Raw genomic sequence first — 21,009 nt, 5'->3', positions numbered from 1 at the left:
TCTACCCACAACAAAGAAACGCGACCTGACATTGAGCGAAAATTGTCCCAAACAGATAAAGTGTATTAAAATAGAGATATTAAAAAGTCCGGAAAGGAGTGATTTTTTGTTTCCAGAAAGATTACGAGCATTAAGGCACGGAAAGCATATTACGTTGGAGGTTTTAGCTAACGACTTAAACGAAATGTATAAGCCAGATGCAGAGCACGCTAATACGGCTTCACAGATTGGAAATTGGGAACGTGGCGTTCGTTCACCTTCCTACCAAGAAGTACGAAAATTAGCCGAATACTTCGACGTTAGTATGGATTATTTGTGTGGACGTGCTTCTTTAAACGAATATGATTTATCAAAATTATTCCTATCCGGTAAACAATTGGTATTTGCTCAAAAAATATTGAGTAGTGACGACCGATATGAACTATTTCAACTGATGGATGGTTATTTCCACGGTAAAAATCGTCGTAAAGTTAGCGAACCAGAAACTGATCAACAAGAAGAACTAGATTTGAACTGGTCGAAACACAACCCACGGAGAGATTAATTGAAACCTAAAAAACTAAAAAAACTACGTAAACAGGTGCGCCAATCTTCTGCTGCACCTTCGTATATTAAACAATTGCTCAAGTATCGAGATACGTTCTCGAACTTTGGTGAAATTGTTTTTTTAATCAATAATGTAATTGAGAGCGATCGTTTGATTGCCAGAGACTTATTACCACAGCAGCTTCCACTGCTGGAACTGCCAGAAAATATTCAGGATACAATCTTTGAAGCAATTGGTAAAGAACATCAAATGGGGGATCCTGTGGGTGATCAATTGTGGGATAAATATTCCAGAGCGTTACCTAAGCTCGATCAATTGTTAAGATCTTATCGAGACTACTTAGAAGACACCTATGGTATGTGGGCTTACATTTCAGCTCCATTTATTAACGACTTATCCAAATATATCGATGGTAAACCAACCCTCGAAATTATGGCTGGTAATGGGTATATTTCAAAAGGTCTTCGAGCTCACGACCAGAGTGTCATTGCGACCGATTCTTTAGAATGGCAAAAGGAAAATCAAACTGGCCGACATTTAGTTACAGAAGTGGAAAAGCTGGATGCTCTTACAGCTTTGGATAAATATCAAAATCAAGTCCAATATGTAATTATGTCGTGGTCTCCTGATGGTGTTCCAATCGATCAAGAAGTTTTAGCTACAATGCGTGAGAAGCTTCCTGACGCAACCCTAATCTGCATTGGCGAACAAAACGGAGCTACTAATACGAGTGACTTCTGGAAACAAGCCAAACTGGTCGATCCAGAAGCTACCAAAACTCTTAACCAACATTATTCAACTTTCGATTTAATTCATGATCAAGTTTATTTAATAAAATAGAACAAAACAAAAAAGCGACTGAACATTTCTGTTCAATCGCTTTTTTCCGGACCTCAGTAAACTGAGGTAACTTTAGGCGGTTCACACACCCTCCATTACACACTCTACAAATACGGTAGAAATACGTGTGCCGGTGAAAAAATCACTAGCCACCTACGTGGAACAAATTGCTTTGTCTGATTTATTTCGACTCATCGCATGTATCAAAGTTACCATGAATTCGAATTAAACACAAGTTCCACTCAACATGGTATGATAAAAGGTATTAACCATACGAGGAGAATGCGTATGCTGTATAGCCTACTTAATTTTTTAATAAATCCACTCTCAATGATAGTTCCTTGGGCTGATTGGCTTGGAACTTGGATATATTTAATTTTGTTTTTATGGATTTTTCTAGAAACAGCTTTTATCTTCTTTTCATTTCTTCCAGGGCAATCCGTTCTATTCTTAACTAGCACCATTGCAGCCAGTGCCGGATCACAACTCAATATTTTTTTGTTATTCATCACATTCGTAGTTGCGGCAACTGCTGGAGCGATGGTCAAATATTGGACCGGATTAAACTTTGAAAATCGTAATCGTTTAACCAAAAAGATTTCTGATTCAGATCAAATGAGTGAAACACAAGATTTCTTTGACCGACATGAAGATAACACCTTGTTGTTCTCAAGATTTGTTCCTTTCATTGGGTTATTCGTTCCTATCATTGCTGGAACATCAAAAATGGATTGGAAGAGATTCAATAAACTTAACTTTGCTGGCGTATTAATCTGGGTCGGAGCTTGTTGCTTAACCGGATACTATTTTGGTAGAACCCCATTCGTTCAAAAATACTTCACCATCATTTTCTTAATCCTGGTGATTCTACCGGTTATCATACGTTTCATTTATAACAGTATTAAAAAAGTTCGCTCAAATTAATGAGCGAACTTTTCTGCTATTTGCGTCGCATTTCAACAATTCGAAAGATAACGATGATCAAAGCGAATATCAACAATACACCAATGATGGCACGCCAACTAATAAATGGAACTTTAGTAAAAATACCAGTTAATAGTTTGTACAGTACTAAAAGGATTGCTAAAAATCCCATGCTAATTCCGGCTTCTTGTCCAAAATGACGATCTTGATTTAGCCAATCGTTGACTGTTTTAATGTATTTCAACTTTGGTGCCCTCCGTAACATGATAGTAAATCCATTTTGCATCAGGTACTGCTAAACGCACGCAGCCATGAGAATTGGCTTCCTTACCCAACTGTTCGGCTTCTTCTGGAATATATTTTCCATTTTGATCTGTTGGAACTGTATGGAATAAGTAGATTCCGTGATCCTTGAAGGAAACATAGTACTTAGCCCCTTCTTTTGACTGAGCATTATAGAAGAACTTGCCTCGTTCTCGTTGAATATGAAAAGTACCAGTTGGTGTGGGACTCTTCTTTGAACCTGTTGAAGCATGCATCGTATACAGCTTCTTAGTGCCATCCATAACATAAACACGTTGGTCAGTAATCGAAACTCGTAAGGTTAGATTAGGATAAAGCTTTGGATCTGGATAAGGCTTATTTTCCGAAGACTTTTTCCAATCGTACGACTTAGAATCACCATTTTTAGTTGGTGCATTCTTATCTTCATCCGCTGCCAAATCACTCTTAGATTTTTTATTATCTTTTGGTAAATCAATCTGACTCACTTTTGCTTCATGAGCTGTAGCTTTGGCAACAGCCGCGTGGTGACCATGCACTGTAATTCCTATCGTGAGTAAAAATAATACTAAACCCATGGTAAGAATTATTTTAAATCTATTCATCCTTAGCCTCACCGCCGTTATCTAATCGATCAAATTGCTCATTGATCCAGTCGTGGAAATTAGCGCGTAAATCTTTATTGGCATTCTGTACATCTTCAATAGTGCCAATTTGGTCAATTCGTAAATGAGAAGAATTAATTGCTTCTGCTTCAATAATTGCATAAATATTTAAATCATAATCCTGGTCATCCAAAATCTTTTCAGCCTGGCTCACATATCGTAGTGGCAAATTAATAATGCTGGTCTGTAAACGGACTGTCACGTCTTTATTGACTGTGATTGCTGCATCTAATAATGGTTTATCTTCAGTTGCAGTCTTTAAAAACTCCCAAACTGGTTCCATTGGTTTGCTGTCAGCCTTTTTTAAACTTACCTTAGTTACTTTAAAGTCTTTAGTTGTAACATTTTCATCTTTTAAAATTTGAATAGCTTGTGTTGCTGCAATTTTCATAAAATATCTCCTACATACTTGCTTATTCTAGAAGTTTAACATCAATTCGTTAATATAAAAAGAACTCTTATACTAAAAAACGTTCCTAGCCTCTAGAAAGCTAAGAACGTCATTAATGGTGGCCGTAGTCACCATTCTTCCGGATACTTTTATTATATATGTTTATACACCAAATGGAAGTAAAATGCTTTTAGAAAAATAATCGGATTGTTAGTGTAAAAAGGCTTACATTTTTGATATTTAATGCTATGATTACTGTAAGAAATGATGAATGGATGGTGGGTAACATGTTACAACAATATAAAAATATTCTTGCACCAGTCGACGGCTCCAAAGCAACTGAAGCAGTCCTTGATAAAGCTATTGAAGTTGCAAAGCGTAACGATACACACCTCGACATCTTAAACGTCCTCGAGGTTAATCAATTCAGCGATACTTACGGTGGTGCTGTAAGTGGAGATGTAATTTACAAACTTTCTGAAGATGTTCAGGAACGACTTGATAAACTAAAGAAGAAGGCTGAAGCAGCCGGCGTTAAGGATGTTAGCGTCCACGTTCGTTTCGGAAATCCTAAACCAGTTATTGCAAAGGAATTCCCTGAAGATCATCACAATGAATTAATTATGATTGGTTCAACAGGTTTAAATGCCCTTGAACGAATCATGGTTGGTTCAGTTGCAACTTATGTAAGTCGTAATGCAATTTGCGACGTACTAGTTGTTAAGCCTCAAAAAGAAGATAAAAAATAATTAAAAAAAAGCTGCTTATCAAAGCAGTTTTTTATTTTGGAGTATTAAGTTATGACAGAACATTATCACCGTGAGATACCAGATTCATTTCAATCCATTTCGTTACGAGAATTACTACACGATTATTGGCTGCTATCCACTAAGCTAATTCACTTATTGCGGATTAATCAAAGAGTTCTCGTAAATAACTCTTATCAACCAATGAATACAATGATTAAATCACATGATCAAGTTGATTTATTTTTTGAGGACTCAGATGCTGATACACCTGATCCCCCATTTCTTCCTGATTCAACCGTTGTTCCAGAAATTCTATTTGAAAATGTTGACTATTTGGTTGCTAATAAGCCATCTGGAATCAAGACGCACGCTAACCGTCCAGATGAGCTTGGTAGTTTAATGAACGGATTAGCCGCATATCTAAATGATAAGTCTGGCAAACCATACAACGTTCATCGATTAGATCAACAAACTAGTGGTGCTATCTTAGTATCTAAAAAGAAAATTCTCGTACCAATTTTTAATCGCTTAATCTTCACGAAAAAGATTAAGCGAATCTATATGGCTTGGGTTGATGGTAATTTTTCAAATGACAGTGGCGTCATCAATCAACCGATCGGGTTAGACCCTGACGACAAACGCAAGCGCATGATTAATGGAACTAAGGCCGTGTCCGCCATTACGCACTATCAAGTTATTAAACGAACTGCGAATAAAACACTAGTTCAACTAGTTTTGGAAACTGGTCGCACTCATCAAATTCGCGTTCATTTAGCTGGAATTGGTCATCCTATTTTAGGTGATCCACTGTATAATCCAGTAGAAACCAGCTCACGAATGATGCTTCATTCTTATCAAATTAAAGTGATTGAGCCTTTTTCCGACCAAGAACATTGGTACACCGCTCCATTACCAGCGGAGTTTGAAAACATTAAATAAAACCTACCACCACAATTTAACTAAAGCTTGGGTTCCATCGTTACCAAGCTTTTTTGTTTCCACCAATTCTTCGTATAACTGCGTAGCCAGTTTGGTTGCAGGTAAATCTAAGTTCATCTTTTTTGCTTCATCCAAGGCAATACGGAGATCCTTTAAGAAATGCTTAGCAAAAAATCCAGGTGTATAATCGCCGGCAAGAATTCTGGGTACATAGGTATCCATACTCCAATTGTCAGCTCCACCACTTTGCAAAGTAGCTAAAACGTCTGGCAGGTTTAAATTAGCAGCCTTTGCGTATACTAACATTTCAGTTAGCCCTGTCATCGTTCCCGCAATCATAATTTGATTAGCCATCTTAGCATGTTGGCCTGTGCCAAACCCACCAAAGAAATGCTTACGTTGGCTAATTTGGTCAAAAACATCGGTCAACTGCTCAAAAGCTTCTTGGTCACCACCGGCCATCACAGTTAATGTGCCATTTTTAGCGCCAATATCTCCACCTGAAACGGGTGCATCCAAGGCAAGTGCATCATTACGATGTGCTTCTTCCCCAATTCGTTTAGCTAGTGTTGGTGTACTAGTCGTCATATCAACCAGAATCTTATTTTTAACATTGGCTTGAAAAATACCGTTGTCGCCAAAATAAACTTCTTCTACGTCTTGTGGATATCCGACCATACTGATAATGGTTTCAACCCCATCGACTAATTCCATCGGACTTTCAACCCAGTGGGCACCTTCTTTAATTAATGGTTCAGCCTTAGATTTAGTACGCGTGTAAATACTGATTTCATTATCCTTGAACAAATTACGAATAATACCAGTATCCATCACACCAGTTCCAATAAATCCAATCTTCATTTTAATGTGACCTTCTTTCATCCCCATGTGGATACAAAATTGAATCCTTAAAAATTCCATCGCCCCAGATTTCAGATTCACTTAGCGTTGTTTCGATGATTTCAATTGGTTGTTCGTTCACTAAAATCATCGCACATTGATAACCCTTGAAAGGCTCATATAATGGCATTAAAACATGTTCACCCTCTAGCGCTTTCTTAATATTATTGGTTGTAAATGCGACATGTGGTTGGCTTTGAATTAACGGATCTAAACTAGATTTAGGTCCAAAAGCATGTAACTCAATTGGTAAACTAAAATCATTTTGCTCATCTAAAGAGTACATGTCGTAGAGCTCACTATATTTTGTTTCAGGATTATCCTTAATTTGTGCTAATGGAACTGGATGTCCCACGTGATGAAATTTTAAGGTAACGTCTTTTTTCATTGTTATTCTCCATTTTTAATTAAATCAAAATACTGTTTCTTACTCATATTAGGTATCATACGAACCCGTTTCAAATTGTATGGCCCATCATTTAAATCGCCTAATCCCGGCTGAGTGGTTAATCCTAATTTATATCCTGCTTTTTTTGCAACATTGGCTGTAAATTCATTAGCCCGTCCTGCTGGATAACAAATTATATCGGTTTGCTGATTGAAAGTTTTATCCAACCAGCGTTTGGAATCCGTTAATTCGCGTGTCTGTTGTTGCTCATTTAAAACATCTAAATCCTGATGCTTAACCGTATGGCTTTCAATCGCAATATTTTTAGAGTCCAACATTGTTTGGGCCTGCTGAGTTGTTAAATGACCTTTACGCTTACTGAATGACGTAATGAAGTTGATTGTTGCGTGCATTTTTTCTTTAGCAATTACAGGATATACAACTTTGAAATTATCTTCATACCCATCATCAAACGTTAACCAAACAAACGGACGGTTAGGTACTTCATGTTTAAGAAAAACACGCTCAGCATCATTTGGGGTTAAAGTATAATATTTACGCTCTTTTAGCCATTCCATCTGTTGTTTAAACTGATCAGCTGGAATTCTAAGACTATTCGTACTTGGTGAAATACTGTGATACATCAAAATTGGAACTTTCGGATCGTCTTTCACATGGTGCCACGTAATCTCAGGTTTCTTTGTTACTTTTTCAGTAACCACTTTTTTAGTCGTACTTGTCTTGTTCATCTTGCTCTGACATCCCGCCATTAATAAAACTAATAACGGCATCATCCATACCCATTTGAATCTAACTTTCATTTCTAATCACTACTCCCCCAATTAAACTGCTTTAATCATTACACAATCAGGAAAGGGGGTCAATTGGAGTAAAAATGAGCCAGCTTGAAGCTAAAAAATATAGGCCAAGTGATAACTGATAGTTTCACTTGGCCTATATTGTGTTTCTTAATGTTTATAGTCTAAATCGGAGAACTAAGACTGATTCCTGTGCTTAGCTGCGAAAACCAAACGATTCCAAGTACGAATCATTCGATTTCCTATGCTATGCTCAGAATCAAACCGTCTTTTTTCTCACTCTTTATTTCAAATCTTTCCAAACCCAATCCTTAACTTCTGGTAAATCGTCACCATTGTCGCGGATGTATTGATAGTGTTTAGCAAGCGTATTATCCATTGCTTGTGAGAATTCAGCACCCTTTTCTGCATATTCAGGAATTGAATTGATAGCATCTTGTGCTAAGTGGAAACGATCCAATTCATTTAGAACACGCATATCGAATGGTGTTGTAATATCTCCTTCTTCACGGTAGCCATGAACGTGTAAATTATGGTTGTGACGTTCGAAGAAGATTGAACGGATCAAGTCTTCGAAGCCGTGGAAAGCAAAGATAACTGGTTTGTCTTTCGTAAAGTAACGATCAAATTCTTCATCACTTAATCCACGTGAGTTAACCTTTGGACTTTGAAGTTTCAATAGGTCAATAACGTTGATAAAGCGAATCTTCAAGTCTGGGAAGTTGTCATGCAAAATGTTAATTGCTGCAAGACTTTCCATATTTGGTTCTGTACCAGCTGCTGCAAAGACAACATCAGGTTCTTCGCCATTATCAGTACTTGCCCAATCAATGATGCCAAGTCCCTTGTTAGCAAGTTCTTCAGCTTCTTCAATTGAGTAGAATTGTGGACGTGGTTGCTTAGAAGCAACAATCAAGTTGATCTTTTCACGATCATTCATGATTAATGGACTAACTGCTAATAGTGAGTTGGCATCAGCAGGTAGATATTCACGAATAAATTCTGGTTTCTTTTCAGCAAGATGAGTTAAGATACCTGGATCTTGATGAGTATATCCATTGTGATCTTGTTGGAAACTAGTAGAAGTAGACACAACGTTCAATGATGGATAATCACGACGCCAGTCTAATTCTTTAGCTTTACGCAACCACTTGAAATGTTGTGTAAGCATTGAGTCGACAACTCGCAAGAATGCTTCATAACTAGTGAAGATTCCATGACGGCCAGTTAAAGTATATGTTTCTAACCAACCTTCAGCAGAATGTTCTGACAATTGAGCATCAAGAATGCGTCCTTTTGGTGCCAATGCTTCGTCCCAATCTTTTTTGATTGGATCCATCCATTGACGGTTGGTTGTTTCAAACAAACCATATAGTCTATTTGACATTGTTTCATCAGGACCAAACATTCTGAAGTTTGTTGGGTTCTTTTTAACTACATCACGCAAGTAGTCTGACCAAACTAACATATCTTGTTTCAAGCTCACACCACGTTCAGAAGTATCAACTGCATAATCGCGGAAATCTGGTAAGCTCAAGTCTTTTGGATCAACCCCACCATTTGTAATAGGATTCATTGCCATTCGTTTGTCGCCCTTAGGTGCAAAGTTAGCAATTTCTTCCTTTGGTGTACCGTCTTCGTTAAATAATTCTTCTGGCTTGTATGATTTCAACCAGTCAACTAAAGCGTCAACATGTTGCATATCATTTTGATCGACAGGAATTGGAATTTGGTGAGCACGGAATGTACCCTCAATCACTTTGCCATCCCAAGTCTTAGGACCAGTCCAACCTTTTGGTGAACGGAAAATAATCATTGGCCAGTATGGTAACGACTCATCATTATTTTCACGTGCATTCTTTTGAATTGCTTCAATCTTTTCAATAGCTTCGTCCATTGCCTTAGCCATTTCCGGATTTAACTTGTCAACATCTGAACCTTCGACAATCATTGGATCCCAATGTTGACTCTTGAAGAATTCAGTTAATTCAGCATCTGTCATTCGACTCGAAAGTGTTGGGTTACTCAACTTGTAACCATTAATATCCAAAATAGGTAAAACAGCACCATCTGTAATTGGATTGATGAAACGATTATGTTGCCATGATGTTGCTAAAGGACCAGTTTCAGCTTCCCCATCACCAACTACAACAGCTGCAATTTGGTCTGGGTTGTCTAAAATAGCACCAACACCATGAGACATTGAATATCCAAGTTCTCCACCTTCATGGATTGAACCTGGTGTAACAGGTGCAGCATGAGAAGCTACCCCACCGGGCCATGAGAATTGTTGGAAGAGTTTTTTCATACCAGCTTCATCTTGAGTTATTGCTGGATAATCTTCGGTATAAGAACCATCTAGATATGAATTAGAAACCATCACTTGGCCACCATGACCGGGACCTTCAATATAGAACATGTTTACGTTGTATTTGTTAATTACACGATTCAAGTGCGCGTACAAGAAGTTTTGCCCAGGAATTGTACCCCAGTGTCCAATTGGATGAACTTTTACATCATCCGCTTGAATATCACGCTTTAATAGTGGGTTGTCTTTTAAATAAAGTTGTCCCACTGAAAGGTAGTTGGCTGCGCGCCAAAATTTGTCTAAAGTATCAAAATATTCTTTTGAAGAATAATCTGTTGCCATTGTGTATTACCCCTTTCAAAACTTGATTAGTAACAATAATATTGTCTTATTTACAAGGGCAATTGTATACTAATTTGCACGCTTGGTCAATCATTTTACAAATTGATACGGTCCAATTTTATAAATCCTTAATTTTTCGGATACAAACGCTTCCATTATTTTATAAATACGCTTACAATAAGTTAGTAAAATAAATATTGGAGGTTTTAGTTATGACAAAAATGAAAGCAGGACAAGCTCTAATTAAAACGTTAGAAAACTGGGATGTTGATCATATTTATGGTGTTCCCGGTGGTTCGATTAACGCTACTGTGGATGGATTATATCAAGAACGTGATAGCGTTCGTTATATCCAAGTACGTCATGAAGAAGTTGGTGCAATGGCAGCTTCTGCTGATGCAAAGTTCACTGGTAAAATCGGTGTTGCTTTTGGTTCAGCCGGCCCTGGTGCCACTCATCTAATGAATGGGTTGTACGATGCTAAGATGGATCACGTTCCAGTTTTAGCATTAGTCGGACAAGTTCCAACAGCTAATATGAACACTAATTTCTTCCAAGAAATGGATGAAACACCTATTTTTGCTGATGTAGCTGTTTATAATCGAACAGTTACAAATGCTAATCAAATTCCTGCTGTGATTAATGAAGCCGTTCGAACAGCTTATTCACAACGCGGCGTTTCGGTAGTCGTTTTACCAAATGATTTAACTGATACTGAAATTGACTACACTCCAGCTCCAACTGCTGACGATGTTAAACCTAACTTTACAGAAAATATCGATCCTAAAGCTGTTCATGATACAATCAAGTTAATCAAAGAGGCAAAACGCCCTCTTATCTTTGCCGGTCTTGGACTCCGCGGAGCTGCTAAAGAAGTGGAACAATTATCTGAACAATTTAATATTCCAATCTTAGCAACCGCTCCTTCAACTGGATTCTCAGTTGACAGTAATCATCAAAACTTCTTGGGAAGCTTTGGTCGTTTAGGAACAAAGCCTGCAGCTGAAGCAGTTAATGCAGCCGACTTAATTCTATTCATGGGAACAAACTTCCCATTTGCCCGTTTCTGGCCTCAAACAGCTAAGATTGTCCAAGTTAACAACCGGGTCGAAGATATTGGCAAACAAACTTATGCTGATTTAACAGTTGTAGCTGACGCAAAAGCATTTGTTAAAGCCTTAATCGACAGTAAAGAGACAGCTCCTGAAACAAAATGGTTAACAGCTAACCGGACTAATAAAGCCAATTGGGACAAGTGGTTAGATGCTATTGCCGCTGATGAAAGTAAAGGATTAGCCCCTGAAGCCGTTGTCAAAGCAATCGCTGATCATTCAACTTCTGATGCATTATATGGTATCGATGTTGGTAATAATACGGAACATGCTACTCGTCTGCTTCCACTAAATGGCGGTCGTCATTTTGCTATGAGTGCTTGGTTTGCCACAATGGGTTATGGTTTACCATCTGGAATGGGCGCTAAATTGAGTTACCCTGATAAACAGGTTTGGTCCATTTCTGGTGATGGTGGCTTCTCAATGGTTGCTCCAGATATCATCACAGAAGTTCGTTACAACCTACCAGTTATCAACGTTGTACTCAGCAACCAGTCTCTTGGATTTATTCAACATGAACAGGTTGGCACTAAGCAACGTCTCTATGGTGTTGATTTAACGGATGCTGACTGGGCTAAAGCCGGTGAAGCATTTGGTGCGATCGGATTTACCGTTACCAACCACGAAGAACTAAATACTGTTATGGAGAAGATCGATCAATTACAAAAAGAAGGCAACGAAAAGCCAATCGTGATTGACGCGAAAACTAATAACGTTGATCCAATTGATACATCAATGGTTACCCTTGATCCTGATGTTTTTGATGCCGAAACGATTGAGAATTACAAGAAAGCTTACAATGTCTTTGATCAACCAGCATTGAGTGAACTATTAAAATAATAATTATTAAAAATCAGGAAACGTAGATTGTAAAAAAATAGAGTTCCAACAAGGTATCACTTCTTTGTTGAAACTCTATTTTAGTTTGTTGAAACAAACGTATTGTAATTCATGTATTTATAGTGCAAACGCATATTTGAAATTTCAAATGGTGTTCCATCATCGAGGAAGAAAATTCCAGACATGATACCAACTGGTTCATTGGGTTGAAGTTTAAGAAGCTCTTGGTCTTCCTTAGTTGAAGGCTCGGTCGAAATTGACAGGAATGACTTCGTTACTCTTTGCCCCTTTTGTTCCTCTAAGTAATTGAAAATTGATTTGCTGATAATTTGTGTGGATAATTCAGGAACAATTTTAATTGGGATATAACCGGTCTCAATCATAACTGGCGCACCATCCAACAAACGTAATCGTCGAATTTGGTAGACAAAATCATCATCATTAAGAAAAAGATCATTACGCATTTCTTTGGTTGCGGGCACAACAGAAAAATCGAGAACTTTAATTCCCTGCTCTTTTCCATCCGCTTTCAAACTATCTGTCACACCTAAATTAGAGCCCTCATAATTAAATGACGATTTCTTTTTTAGATATAACGGATTAACAAAAGTGCCTGAGCCACGCTTTTTAAATACGATTCCATCATTTGCTAAAACCGTCAATGCGCGCTTTATTGAACTACGACTAACCTCGTAATGGCTGGTTAGTGACCGTTCATCTGGCAAGCGATTTGTTGGAAATTCCCCGTTGAAAATTCGCTGTTTCAGATCCTTAATTATTTTTTTGTATATTAAATCATCCATGAATAATGCCGTCCCAAGTTATATTTCATTTTATTATACCAGAAAAGACCATACTTCTAATAAACACCATGTTTTGATATTGATCAAACTAGAGTCACTTTCAAAAAGAATTATATAAAAAGGATTTAAAAATTATTCGCCTTTACTCATAATCCACTCGTCTACTTTTGGTCTAATAAAAAAGGTGTTTCCGCCTCTTGTAGGAGTAAAACTAGTTTCACCTAATCCTTCATGTAAAATCAGTTCGTTTACCAAAGCTTGACTAACACCAATATATTCAGCTAAACCTTTCTTATTTAGTAGTAAACCAAATTCATCATCTCTGCGCCTTTGTTTTGATTCCATAATATCGCCTCCAGTGCTTATCATACAATAACTTAAAAACTCACGTTCATTTTACCGCTTATGCTAAAATAATAAACGAGGTGACACACTGTGGGAAAGAAAAATAAATTATCAAAAACACTTGTTGAACAAATTCTAGATAAAGCAAATATCAGTTATGAATCAGTCAGTTTTGCGACGCATACTGAAGGTGACGTGAAGCAAATGGACACCGATGAATCTGCTGAAGACCGACACAATATCTATAAAACCTTAGCATTACTAGGAAACAAAACTGGTCCAGTGATTGGCGTTGTTCCACTAGATGAACATTTATCTTATAAAAAATTAGCCAAAATTTCTGGTAATAAGAAAGTCGGCATGGTTCCATTGAAAGATCTACTTAAAACTACTGGATACGAGCATGGCGCTAACTCTCCAATCGCGATTTACGAAACGAAACACTATCCCATTTACATGGATGAAATTGCTGAAAAACAAGGTGAGATTGTTGTATCAGCCGGTAAAATTGGGCGTTCTGTTCGCGTGAATGCTAAAGATGTTAAAAAATTAGTTCACGCTACCTTTGGTGATTTAATCGAATAAACTGATTCAACTAAAAAAGCACTCGAAATTAAATTCGAGTGCTTTTTTCATTTAATTTAATCTAGAAATCAATACTTTCATGACGCAACTTAGGTAAACGTTTTGCAACTGTCTTAATGTTAAGCAAGTCCCAATCCTCTAAGTTATGAGAAATTGAGTTCTTACCCCATGAACCACAACCTAATGTCATTGAAGGAGTGACATTGTTGTAACGGTAACCAATAGCACCTTGTGATGTTGGTGTATTGATTAATAAACGACAAGCGTTCATTTCAAGAGCAAAACGATTAATCAAAGCATCATCGTTTGTGTGTAATCCTGCGGTATGTCCGAGTCCACCAAAGTAAAGGCCACGTTTCAAAAGACGCATAGCATCGTTTTGATCTTTAGCACTTACCATAGCTAATACTGGTGATAGTTTTTCGTGAGATAAGATCTCATCCCCACCAAGACTCTTAACTTCAGCAACTAAAAACTTAGCGTCTGAAGGACAATCTTTGATGTTAGCCCATTCAGCAATTTGTGCAGCTGGTTGTCCAGCAACACGAGGGTTAACAGAATGTTTTTCACGACTCATAACAACGTCAGTGAAGCTTTCCATATCTTCAGGTTTAACAAAGTAAGCACCTTGTTTTTGAAGTCCTTCTTTAACTTGATCATAAACTTCAGCATCAACAATTAAGTTAGATTCTGAAGCACAGATCATACCGTTATCAAATGATTTTGAAATCACAATATCGTCAATTGATTGTTGAATGTCAGCTGATTTTTCAATATAAACTGGCACGTTACCAGGACCAACACCTAAAGCTGGTTTACCTGTTGAATAAGCAGCTTTAACCATTGCTGAACCACCGGTAGCAACAATTGTAGCAATACCTTCATGGTTCATCAAAGCACTTGTAGCGTCCATGCTTGGTTCTGCAATCCATTGAATACAGTCTGCAGGAGCACCAGCTTCAACAGCAGCATTTAAAATGATTTTTCCTGCTTCCACACATGATTTTTGAGCAAAAGGATGGAATCCAAAAATAATTGGGTTACGCGTCTTAATTGCTAACAAAGCATTATGGAAAACTGTTGATGTTGGGTTAGTAACAGGTGTAACACTTGCAACTACTCCAACTGGTTCAGCAACTTTCATAATTCCAGTTTCTTTATCATCACTGATAATTCCGACTGTTTTGTCATTTTGGATTGAATGATAAATATCCAAAGTAGCAAATTGATTCTTAAGAACCTTATCTTCATACACACCACGACCAGTTTCTTCAACGGCCATCTTAGCAAGACGTGAACGAGCATGGAAACCCGCCTTTGCCATTGCTTTAACAATTGCATCAATTTGTTCTTGATTCAATTCTGCTAGTTGGTCCAAAGCCTTATGACCCTTTACAACTAGTGTGTTAATTGATTCTTGTACACTGTTTTCCTTTACATCATTTGCCAAAGTATCTCTTCCTCTCAAAATGAAAAAATTCTCAACACAACTTATATTTTAAGAAGTTTCATGTTATTTGTAAATGCTATTTGGAATTTCAGCCCAAAGAAATAAAAAGACCGCACCAATATTGAAATTGACGCGGCAAAAGTTTATTTAATTTTAGTTGGGGTGTGCTTATCTGAATTTTGAACAATTCGAACCAGTTCATTTGTTTGAATGTGGTCTACAACCATATTTGCAGTAACTTCCATCAGTTCTTGTGTTAAGTCGTTCGATGAATGACGAGTCGTTTCTTCACCAATAGCCTTCATCTTCTGATTTAATAAATCGATAAAGCGGTCATAAGCTTGTTTAGGATACTCTGTGGCCGTTACGCGGTCAATTCCCGATCGAATCGCATCAATTGGAAAACCTTGCTTCAATAGTGTAATCAACAAAATATCCGCAATCTGCATAACCTGATACTTTTTCTTTGTTGGTGCCACAATTGCGCGTTGCTTAACGTAGTTATTAATCATCGTCGATGTAACGGGAGACAATCCAAGCGGCCCGGTATAACCCGTCAAAAATGCAACTACTTGGTCCATGTATAAATCGAACTTTGGTAATTCATCCCAGTGGGGAAAATCAACTTCTTGAACGCGTTTAACCCATTTATTGTATTCTGTCATATCACTCATTTGATTACCTCCCATAACTTTATATAGTTATTATAACATGCTCATCTGGTTTCGAAAACTATTTAAACTAGACGTAAAAACTTTTAGTTATTTTATTTGACTGATTATGCTATCCTAGGTTCATTAAACTTAATTCAAAGGAGTACTACCATGTTTGAAAATACAAAGAAACGCAAAATTGATCAAGATGTTAAAGACTTACTTCCAATTGAAGTTATCAACGGTATCTGGTCAACTTTGAAACAAATGAAAAAAGATCAAATCCTTATCACTCCAGTTGTGGCCTTCGCTTTTAGTGATGACTCAACCGATGACGAAATCTATGTGATGGGATTACAAAACTCAGGAGCAATTGCTCAAGAATATACCATCAAATACAGTGGCGAAAAAGATTTCTTAGGTAAAGGAACAATCGTTGTTGTCAGTGATCGTCCTAAGGCCATTACAATGAAATTCAGTGAATTAAACGAAGATAAAAAGTAAAGAGGCCCTCATTGTGAAAGCATTACCGATTGTTTTAACCATTGCTAGTACAATGGTTTTAGCTGGATGTTCTACTAGCACTAAACCATCACATTCCAGCCCAAACCACTCATCCAGTCAAACTAGTAAAAAGGTAGATACTAGACCCACCGCTAGTTTCAAGAACCAGACTTTCCATACTAAGTTTGGTGATTTTAAAATTGAAGATAACAGTAAATCAGCTTCTGCCACAGCTGGAAAACAAGCTTTAGTTGTTAAGTATTCATTTACTAACAACTCTAAAAAAGCGGTTGTTCCTTCTGATGTTTGGTATAAGTATGTTGTTGCTAAGCAAGGTGGAAAGACACTTGAACAGGGTTCATTGCCATTTTCTACTGATACTACTAAGAACGACCAACTCGAGAATAACTCGGTTGATGAGGTTAAACCTGGAAAGACTATTAAGGCTTTGGGTTCTTGGGAGATGAAGAATAGTAATCAGGTTCAGGTTACTTTTTATGGGTTGAAGCATGAGGTTGTTGGTCGGGTTACGTATTAGAGGTTATTTAGAGAAGTGGTTTGCCGGTGGGTGGACTGCTTTTTTGTTTTAAATATCATTTGTTCTATTTTTTATAGCCGTAACTTGTTCCAAAAACCATACTTTTCCGCTTAATCTAATGTGCCATCACTCCCAAACCACTAAATAGTCTTCGCTCTACTGATTTATAGCCGTAACGCCTTCCACAAACCATATTTCTCCGCTTAACCAAAAAATGAGTACCACTCCAAAACCAGGAGTGGTACTCATTTTTATGTTAATGCTCAAAATATAACCGGTTTGTTCCATGCTCATTTTTTTATGGCAAATCATTTCCTGCTGCGAAGTAGATGTCGTACCATTCTTGACCGGTAATTTCTACGCTGCCACCGGCTGCGGATTCTTTGATATGAGTTGGGTTCATGGAACCTAAGATTACTTGGTCTTTGACTGGGTGTCTTAAGATCCATGCTGTGGCGATGGCATTTTTGGTTACGCCATAGATGTCGGCAATTTCTTTCATCTTATTGTTAAGTTCTGGGAACTTATCGTTATTGATGAAGACACCATCGAAGAATCCATATTGATATGGTGACCATGCTTGAATAGTCATATCTTTCAATCGTGAGTATTCCAAAATCTCGCCATCATGGTTCACACTGCGGTCATCAAACATGTTGGTGTGCATTCCGAAATCAATCATTCCAGTATGCATGATACCAAATTGTAATTGATTAAATTCCAACTTTTGACTAACAGCACTTTGAACTAATTCAACCTGCATTGGATTGAAGTTTGAAACACCAAAGTGACGTACCTTACCTGCTGTTTCAAGTTCATTGAAAGCTTCTGCAATTTCATTTGGATCCATCAATGTATCTGGACGATGGAGTAAGAAAGCATCCAAATAGTCCACACCCAAACGTTGTAATTCAGCATCAACGGTTGTAATCAAATGTTGCTTAGAAAAATCGTAACGATTACCGTAGGGAATATCGCTACCATTTGGATTAATGATTCCACCCTTAGATTGGATGTATAAATCATCACGTTTGATACTTGTTAGAGCAAGAGCTTCTTTAAATCGTTTACTCGACTCGCCACCACCATAAATATCTGCGGTATCAATATAGTTGATACCTGACTCAACAGCTGCTTCGATTGCCTTAGCAGCATCTTCTTTCGATTTATCACTCATACGCATAATACCTAGCGCAACTTGTGATGCATTCATGCCACCAATATTAATTTTCTTCAAAATAACACTCCTTCATTCGATAATTGTAAGCCTTTACACAAACATGTTAGCACTTTATTACCGGAATTCCTATTCATACATTTTAGAGTTTAATAACTGGCGCCACCAAATGAACAATCCAATGCCTAACATCACAGTTGTCCAAATTAAGAATACGTTGATAATGTGAACCGCAAATACTGCTCCAATTAGCCAAATAGCAAGCATTACAACATCATTTACAAACATTTGCTTCAAGTTATTTTGATTAAGTGGATACGTGAAAATAACTACTTGTAATCCGCCTAAGAATCCTAGCAGTCCCAATGTTGTTAATAAAATTGTTTGGAAGCCAGCTAACTCACCTTGTGAGAACAATTCAATTACGGCTGTAACTAAGTCCAATCCGACAAAGATAAAGTAATGAACGTTAATTAACGTAATTCCAGCTGTGTGTGGTAATTTACGATTAATGCCTAGATCATAAGTCATCATGTAGAAGCCAAATAATATAACTGTAATTAAAAAGTACCAAACTGATACTAATTCCAGGTGATGAACATTGATTGAAGTTGCTACGGCAATGATCGATTCACCAAACAATAGCAACGTAAATAAAGAATAGCGTTCAGTTAAATGCTCAAATTTGGCTGGAAAGTTTTGTAGCGTTTCCTTCATAAAAATTGGTACAACATTAGCCACAATAAAACTAACTAGGTAAATAAAGAAACGGTTTAGATAACTTGTGAATGGAATGATAGTGATTGCACCAGTTATGCCACAGATAAATAATAGCCCAGCTAGTTCCATTGCTAGTAGTCTTTGATGTTTATGCTCCAACCGCATCCCCTGCACCACATACTGTAATCCAATACTTAGTAGCAAAATCGATGTACTCCCAGCGAAAGTAACATGCGTCGAAGCAAAATTCGTAGTTAAGGACTGCGACAGGATAATTACCCAAAACATATCAAATATCATAAACGCCGTATTCAAAATGTTGTTTGTAAAGAAGCGGTTCGCGTACACAGTCTGATACGTCCAAACTGTCCAGAAAACAAAAAACATCATCAAGAATTCAGCTAGATTTAATAGTGGAATGTGTTCTTCATGAACCACATGCAAAACCGTGGTGATCTTGCTAATTGCATATGCAAAAATCAAATCATAAAACAGTTCCAGATTAGAAACTTCGGCAGACTGTCTAATTATTTTTTTCATCTGTATTTGACCCTCATTTATCAAAATTTTTACTTACTTAATGTTTATATAACCTGAATATTAATGTGTCAATCATAAAAATGTGTGAAATAGGTCCTCAAACGGTATTTTTACAGGATTTAAATCAAAAAATGCTAGATACTTTTTTATCTTTACGTTGTATAATATAAAGATAATTAATTTTAGAAATGGGGAATGATTTTTGGACAGCGGACAGATAATTAGCAACCTTATTGTTATGCTGATTACTTTTATTTTGGCCTACTTCTTCGTAGCCGCCGAATTTGCGCTCGTACAAAGCCGCTTAAGTGCACTTGAAGAAGCGGAAAAGAATGCAACTAGTACAAGACGACGAAAGAAGTTCCAACTTGCCATCCAAATGGTGCAACGTTTAAATGAATATTTATCAACAACACAGGTAGGTACTTCAATCTGTGGGATTATCCTAGGTTGGATTGGTGAATCCACCGTTGAGTTCTTCATTGTGAAGGGCTTTGGTGAAACACATTTGATCAATTCAGCTTCACTTCATTTAGTTGGAGCGATTGTTGGTGTCTTACTTCTAACATATTTGGAAGTTGTTATTACCGAAATCGTACCAAAGAACATTAGTATCGATATTCCAATTAAAGTTTTAATGTGGGTTGTTACTCCCCTTCATTACTTCCATACCATTTTCTACCCATTCGTTTGGTTGTTAAATGTATCGGCCAACGGAATCGTACGATTATTCGGAATGAAGCCTGCTGATGAGAACGCTGAAGTATTTTCACAAGCTGAAATTCTTAGCCTTTCAAAAAATGCTGTTACTAGCGGTGAACTTGAAGAAAATGATTTAGTTTATATGCAACGTGCTTTTGATTTCAATGATAAAGTTGCTAAAGACATTATGATTGATCGAACACAATTAGTTGTTCTTGATGTTAATACAACCGTTGACGAAGCTGTTAAGCAATACCTACAAAGTCGTTTCAGTCGCTTCCCAGTTGTTGCTAATAACGATAAAGATAAGATTCTTGGTTACGTTTATAACTACGATTTAATTCGTCAAAGCCAAGTTGATGGCAAGATTTCTGTTAGCAAGTTGCTTAGAAATTCCATCACCGTCCCTGAAAGTTTGCCTTTACAAGATGTCTTACAAAAGATGCTTTCAAAGCAAACACCAATTTCAGTTGTTGTTGACGAATACGGTGGTACTAGTGGAATTATCACTGATAAAGATATCTACGAAGAAGTCTTCGGTACTATCCGAGACGAAGTCGATGATGTTTCTGGTGATTATATTCATAAGGAATCTGATAACCTCTACAAGATTAGCGGTAAGATGACCGTTTATGACTTTGAACGTTACTTTGGAATCGACGTTCCTGACTTTGAGGAAGAAGATGTTGTAACTCTTGGTGGTTACGTCATTGATAACAAACCTGAAATCAAAGTGGATGAACATGTTCGAATTCAAAACTATGACTTCCAAGTCTTAGATAACGAAAACGCTCATATCGACTGGTTCTTAGTACATAAGCTAGAACCTGATGAACTTGCAAATGTTGAACCAGTTGTTGAAGAACACGGGTTTGATGAAGAAGATTAAATTTAAAAATAAAAGCACTCATGAAATTGCTGTTGTTGCGCTCGGCCCTGTCAAGTTG

At 37.3% G+C, this 21,009-nt stretch carries 23 protein-coding genes; 10 read left to right on the top strand and 13 right to left on the bottom strand.

What is annotated here, in order from left to right:
* The first annotated feature begins 106 nt into the window (after nucleotides 1–106).
* The 3 genes from IV88_RS07045 (at nucleotide 107) to IV88_RS07035 (ending at nucleotide 2,311) form a co-directional block, all read left to right on the top strand.
* Complete coding sequence (locus tag IV88_RS07045) at nucleotides 107–544, top strand: helix-turn-helix domain-containing protein (protein WP_057800149.1); 438 nt, start codon at nucleotides 107–109, stop codon at nucleotides 542–544.
* Complete coding sequence (locus IV88_RS07040; RefSeq protein ID WP_057800147.1) at nucleotides 545–1,387, top strand: hypothetical protein; 843 nt, start codon at nucleotides 545–547, stop codon at nucleotides 1,385–1,387. It begins immediately after the preceding gene.
* 288 nt (nucleotides 1,388–1,675) lie between these two features.
* Nucleotides 1,676–2,311, top strand: a complete 636-nt coding sequence (locus IV88_RS07035; RefSeq protein WP_057800146.1) for a DedA family protein — start codon at nucleotides 1,676–1,678, stop codon at nucleotides 2,309–2,311.
* A 16-nt stretch (nucleotides 2,312–2,327) separates the two neighbouring features.
* Here the strand turns inward: IV88_RS07035 and IV88_RS07030 are convergent, their stop codons facing one another.
* The 3 genes from IV88_RS07030 to IV88_RS07020 are packed head-to-tail and all read right to left on the bottom strand — an operon-like array spanning nucleotide 2,328 to nucleotide 3,649.
* Nucleotides 2,328–2,555: a hypothetical protein gene (locus tag IV88_RS07030; protein ID WP_057800144.1), complete on the bottom strand. Its 228-nt coding sequence runs from the start codon at nucleotides 2,553–2,555 to the stop codon at nucleotides 2,328–2,330.
* Nucleotides 2,542–3,198: a L,D-transpeptidase gene (locus IV88_RS07025; RefSeq protein ID WP_057800142.1), complete on the bottom strand. Its 657-nt coding sequence runs from the start codon at nucleotides 3,196–3,198 to the stop codon at nucleotides 2,542–2,544. The genes IV88_RS07030 and IV88_RS07025 overlap by 14 nt, the downstream gene beginning before the upstream one ends.
* Complete coding sequence (locus tag IV88_RS07020; RefSeq protein ID WP_057800140.1) at nucleotides 3,191–3,649, bottom strand: hypothetical protein; 459 nt, start codon at nucleotides 3,647–3,649, stop codon at nucleotides 3,191–3,193. The genes IV88_RS07025 and IV88_RS07020 overlap by 8 nt, the downstream gene beginning before the upstream one ends.
* Before the next feature lie 287 nt (nucleotides 3,650–3,936).
* Between IV88_RS07020 and IV88_RS07015 the strand changes: the two genes are divergently transcribed.
* A complete protein-coding gene (locus tag IV88_RS07015) occupies nucleotides 3,937–4,398 on the top strand; it encodes a universal stress protein (protein WP_057800138.1) in 462 nt (153 codons plus the stop codon).
* Between the two features lie 51 nt (nucleotides 4,399–4,449).
* The gene (locus tag IV88_RS07010; protein WP_057800136.1) at nucleotides 4,450–5,337 is read left to right on the top strand and encodes an RluA family pseudouridine synthase; all 888 of its coding nucleotides are present in this window, start codon (nucleotides 4,450–4,452) and stop codon (nucleotides 5,335–5,337) included.
* Nucleotides 5,338–5,340: 3 nt separating this feature from the next.
* Here the strand turns inward: IV88_RS07010 and IV88_RS07005 are convergent, their stop codons facing one another.
* The 4 genes from IV88_RS07005 to IV88_RS06990 all read right to left on the bottom strand — a co-directional run bounded on the left by IV88_RS07005 (nucleotide 5,341) and on the right by IV88_RS06990 (nucleotide 10,093).
* A complete protein-coding gene (locus IV88_RS07005) occupies nucleotides 5,341–6,198 on the bottom strand; it encodes an NAD(P)-dependent oxidoreductase (RefSeq protein WP_057800134.1) in 858 nt (285 codons plus the stop codon).
* Between the two features lies 1 nt (nucleotide 6,199).
* A complete protein-coding gene (locus IV88_RS07000) occupies nucleotides 6,200–6,625 on the bottom strand; it encodes a hypothetical protein (protein WP_057800132.1) in 426 nt (141 codons plus the stop codon).
* Between the two features lie 2 nt (nucleotides 6,626–6,627).
* Entirely contained in the window at nucleotides 6,628–7,446 is an 819-nt protein-coding gene (locus IV88_RS06995) for a polysaccharide deacetylase family protein (RefSeq protein WP_057800130.1), read from the bottom strand.
* Between the two features lie 280 nt (nucleotides 7,447–7,726).
* Nucleotides 7,727–10,093 carry a phosphoketolase family protein gene (locus IV88_RS06990; protein ID WP_057800128.1) on the bottom strand — a complete coding sequence of 789 codons (2,367 nt, stop codon included), beginning with the start codon at nucleotides 10,091–10,093 and terminating at the stop codon, nucleotides 7,727–7,729.
* Between the two features lie 212 nt (nucleotides 10,094–10,305).
* Here IV88_RS06990 and spxB point away from each other — a divergent pair, with 212 nt between their 5' ends.
* The gene (gene spxB / locus IV88_RS06985) at nucleotides 10,306–12,045 is read left to right on the top strand and encodes a pyruvate oxidase (protein ID WP_057800126.1); all 1,740 of its coding nucleotides are present in this window, start codon (nucleotides 10,306–10,308) and stop codon (nucleotides 12,043–12,045) included.
* Nucleotides 12,046–12,125: 80 nt separating this feature from the next.
* Here spxB and IV88_RS06980 read toward each other — a convergent pair whose 3' ends face one another.
* On the bottom strand, nucleotides 12,126–12,848 hold the full coding sequence (locus IV88_RS06980) for a GntR family transcriptional regulator (RefSeq protein WP_057800124.1): 723 nt from the start codon (nucleotides 12,846–12,848) through the stop codon (nucleotides 12,126–12,128).
* A gap of 132 nt (nucleotides 12,849–12,980) precedes the next feature.
* Entirely contained in the window at nucleotides 12,981–13,193 is a 213-nt protein-coding gene (locus tag IV88_RS06975) for a hypothetical protein (RefSeq protein ID WP_057800122.1), read from the bottom strand.
* 90 nt (nucleotides 13,194–13,283) lie between these two features.
* On the opposite strand from IV88_RS06975, the gene IV88_RS06970 reads away from it, so the two are divergent.
* Entirely contained in the window at nucleotides 13,284–13,778 is a 495-nt protein-coding gene (locus IV88_RS06970) for an aminoacyl-tRNA deacylase (protein WP_057800121.1), read from the top strand.
* 61 nt (nucleotides 13,779–13,839) lie between these two features.
* Here IV88_RS06970 and IV88_RS06965 read toward each other — a convergent pair whose 3' ends face one another.
* On the bottom strand, nucleotides 13,840–15,228 hold the full coding sequence (locus IV88_RS06965) for an aldehyde dehydrogenase family protein (RefSeq protein WP_057800118.1): 1,389 nt from the start codon (nucleotides 15,226–15,228) through the stop codon (nucleotides 13,840–13,842).
* A gap of 143 nt (nucleotides 15,229–15,371) precedes the next feature.
* Nucleotides 15,372–15,902, bottom strand: coding sequence for a DUF1836 domain-containing protein (locus IV88_RS06960; RefSeq protein WP_057800117.1), 531 nt, complete (start codon nucleotides 15,900–15,902; stop codon nucleotides 15,372–15,374).
* A gap of 150 nt (nucleotides 15,903–16,052) precedes the next feature.
* On the opposite strand from IV88_RS06960, the gene IV88_RS06955 reads away from it, so the two are divergent.
* Entirely contained in the window at nucleotides 16,053–16,385 is a 333-nt protein-coding gene (locus tag IV88_RS06955) for a hypothetical protein (protein WP_057800115.1), read from the top strand.
* 13 nt (nucleotides 16,386–16,398) lie between these two features.
* Nucleotides 16,399–16,923: a DUF5067 domain-containing protein gene (locus tag IV88_RS06950; protein WP_057800113.1), complete on the top strand. Its 525-nt coding sequence runs from the start codon at nucleotides 16,399–16,401 to the stop codon at nucleotides 16,921–16,923.
* A gap of 298 nt (nucleotides 16,924–17,221) precedes the next feature.
* On the opposite strand, the gene IV88_RS06945 is transcribed toward IV88_RS06950, so the two are convergent.
* Entirely contained in the window at nucleotides 17,222–18,160 is a 939-nt protein-coding gene (locus IV88_RS06945; RefSeq protein ID WP_057800111.1) for an aldo/keto reductase, read from the bottom strand.
* Nucleotides 18,161–18,229: 69 nt separating this feature from the next.
* Nucleotides 18,230–19,360 (bottom strand): low temperature requirement protein A, encoded by a 1,131-nt coding sequence (locus IV88_RS06940; protein ID WP_057800108.1) that lies wholly within the window; start codon nucleotides 19,358–19,360, stop codon nucleotides 18,230–18,232.
* Nucleotides 19,361–19,562: 202 nt separating this feature from the next.
* Here IV88_RS06940 and IV88_RS06935 point away from each other — a divergent pair, with 202 nt between their 5' ends.
* Nucleotides 19,563–20,951, top strand: a complete 1,389-nt coding sequence (locus tag IV88_RS06935; protein ID WP_057800106.1) for a hemolysin family protein — start codon at nucleotides 19,563–19,565, stop codon at nucleotides 20,949–20,951.
* Nucleotides 20,952–21,009: the final 58 nt, after the last annotated feature.

Source organism: Pediococcus argentinicus (genome assembly GCF_001437605.1).
In the GTDB taxonomy this organism is placed as follows: Bacteria; Bacillota; Bacilli; order Lactobacillales; family Lactobacillaceae; genus Pediococcus; species Pediococcus argentinicus.
The sequence above is the reverse complement of the archived record's forward strand: the minus strand, read 5'-3'. Positions and strand labels throughout refer to the sequence as shown.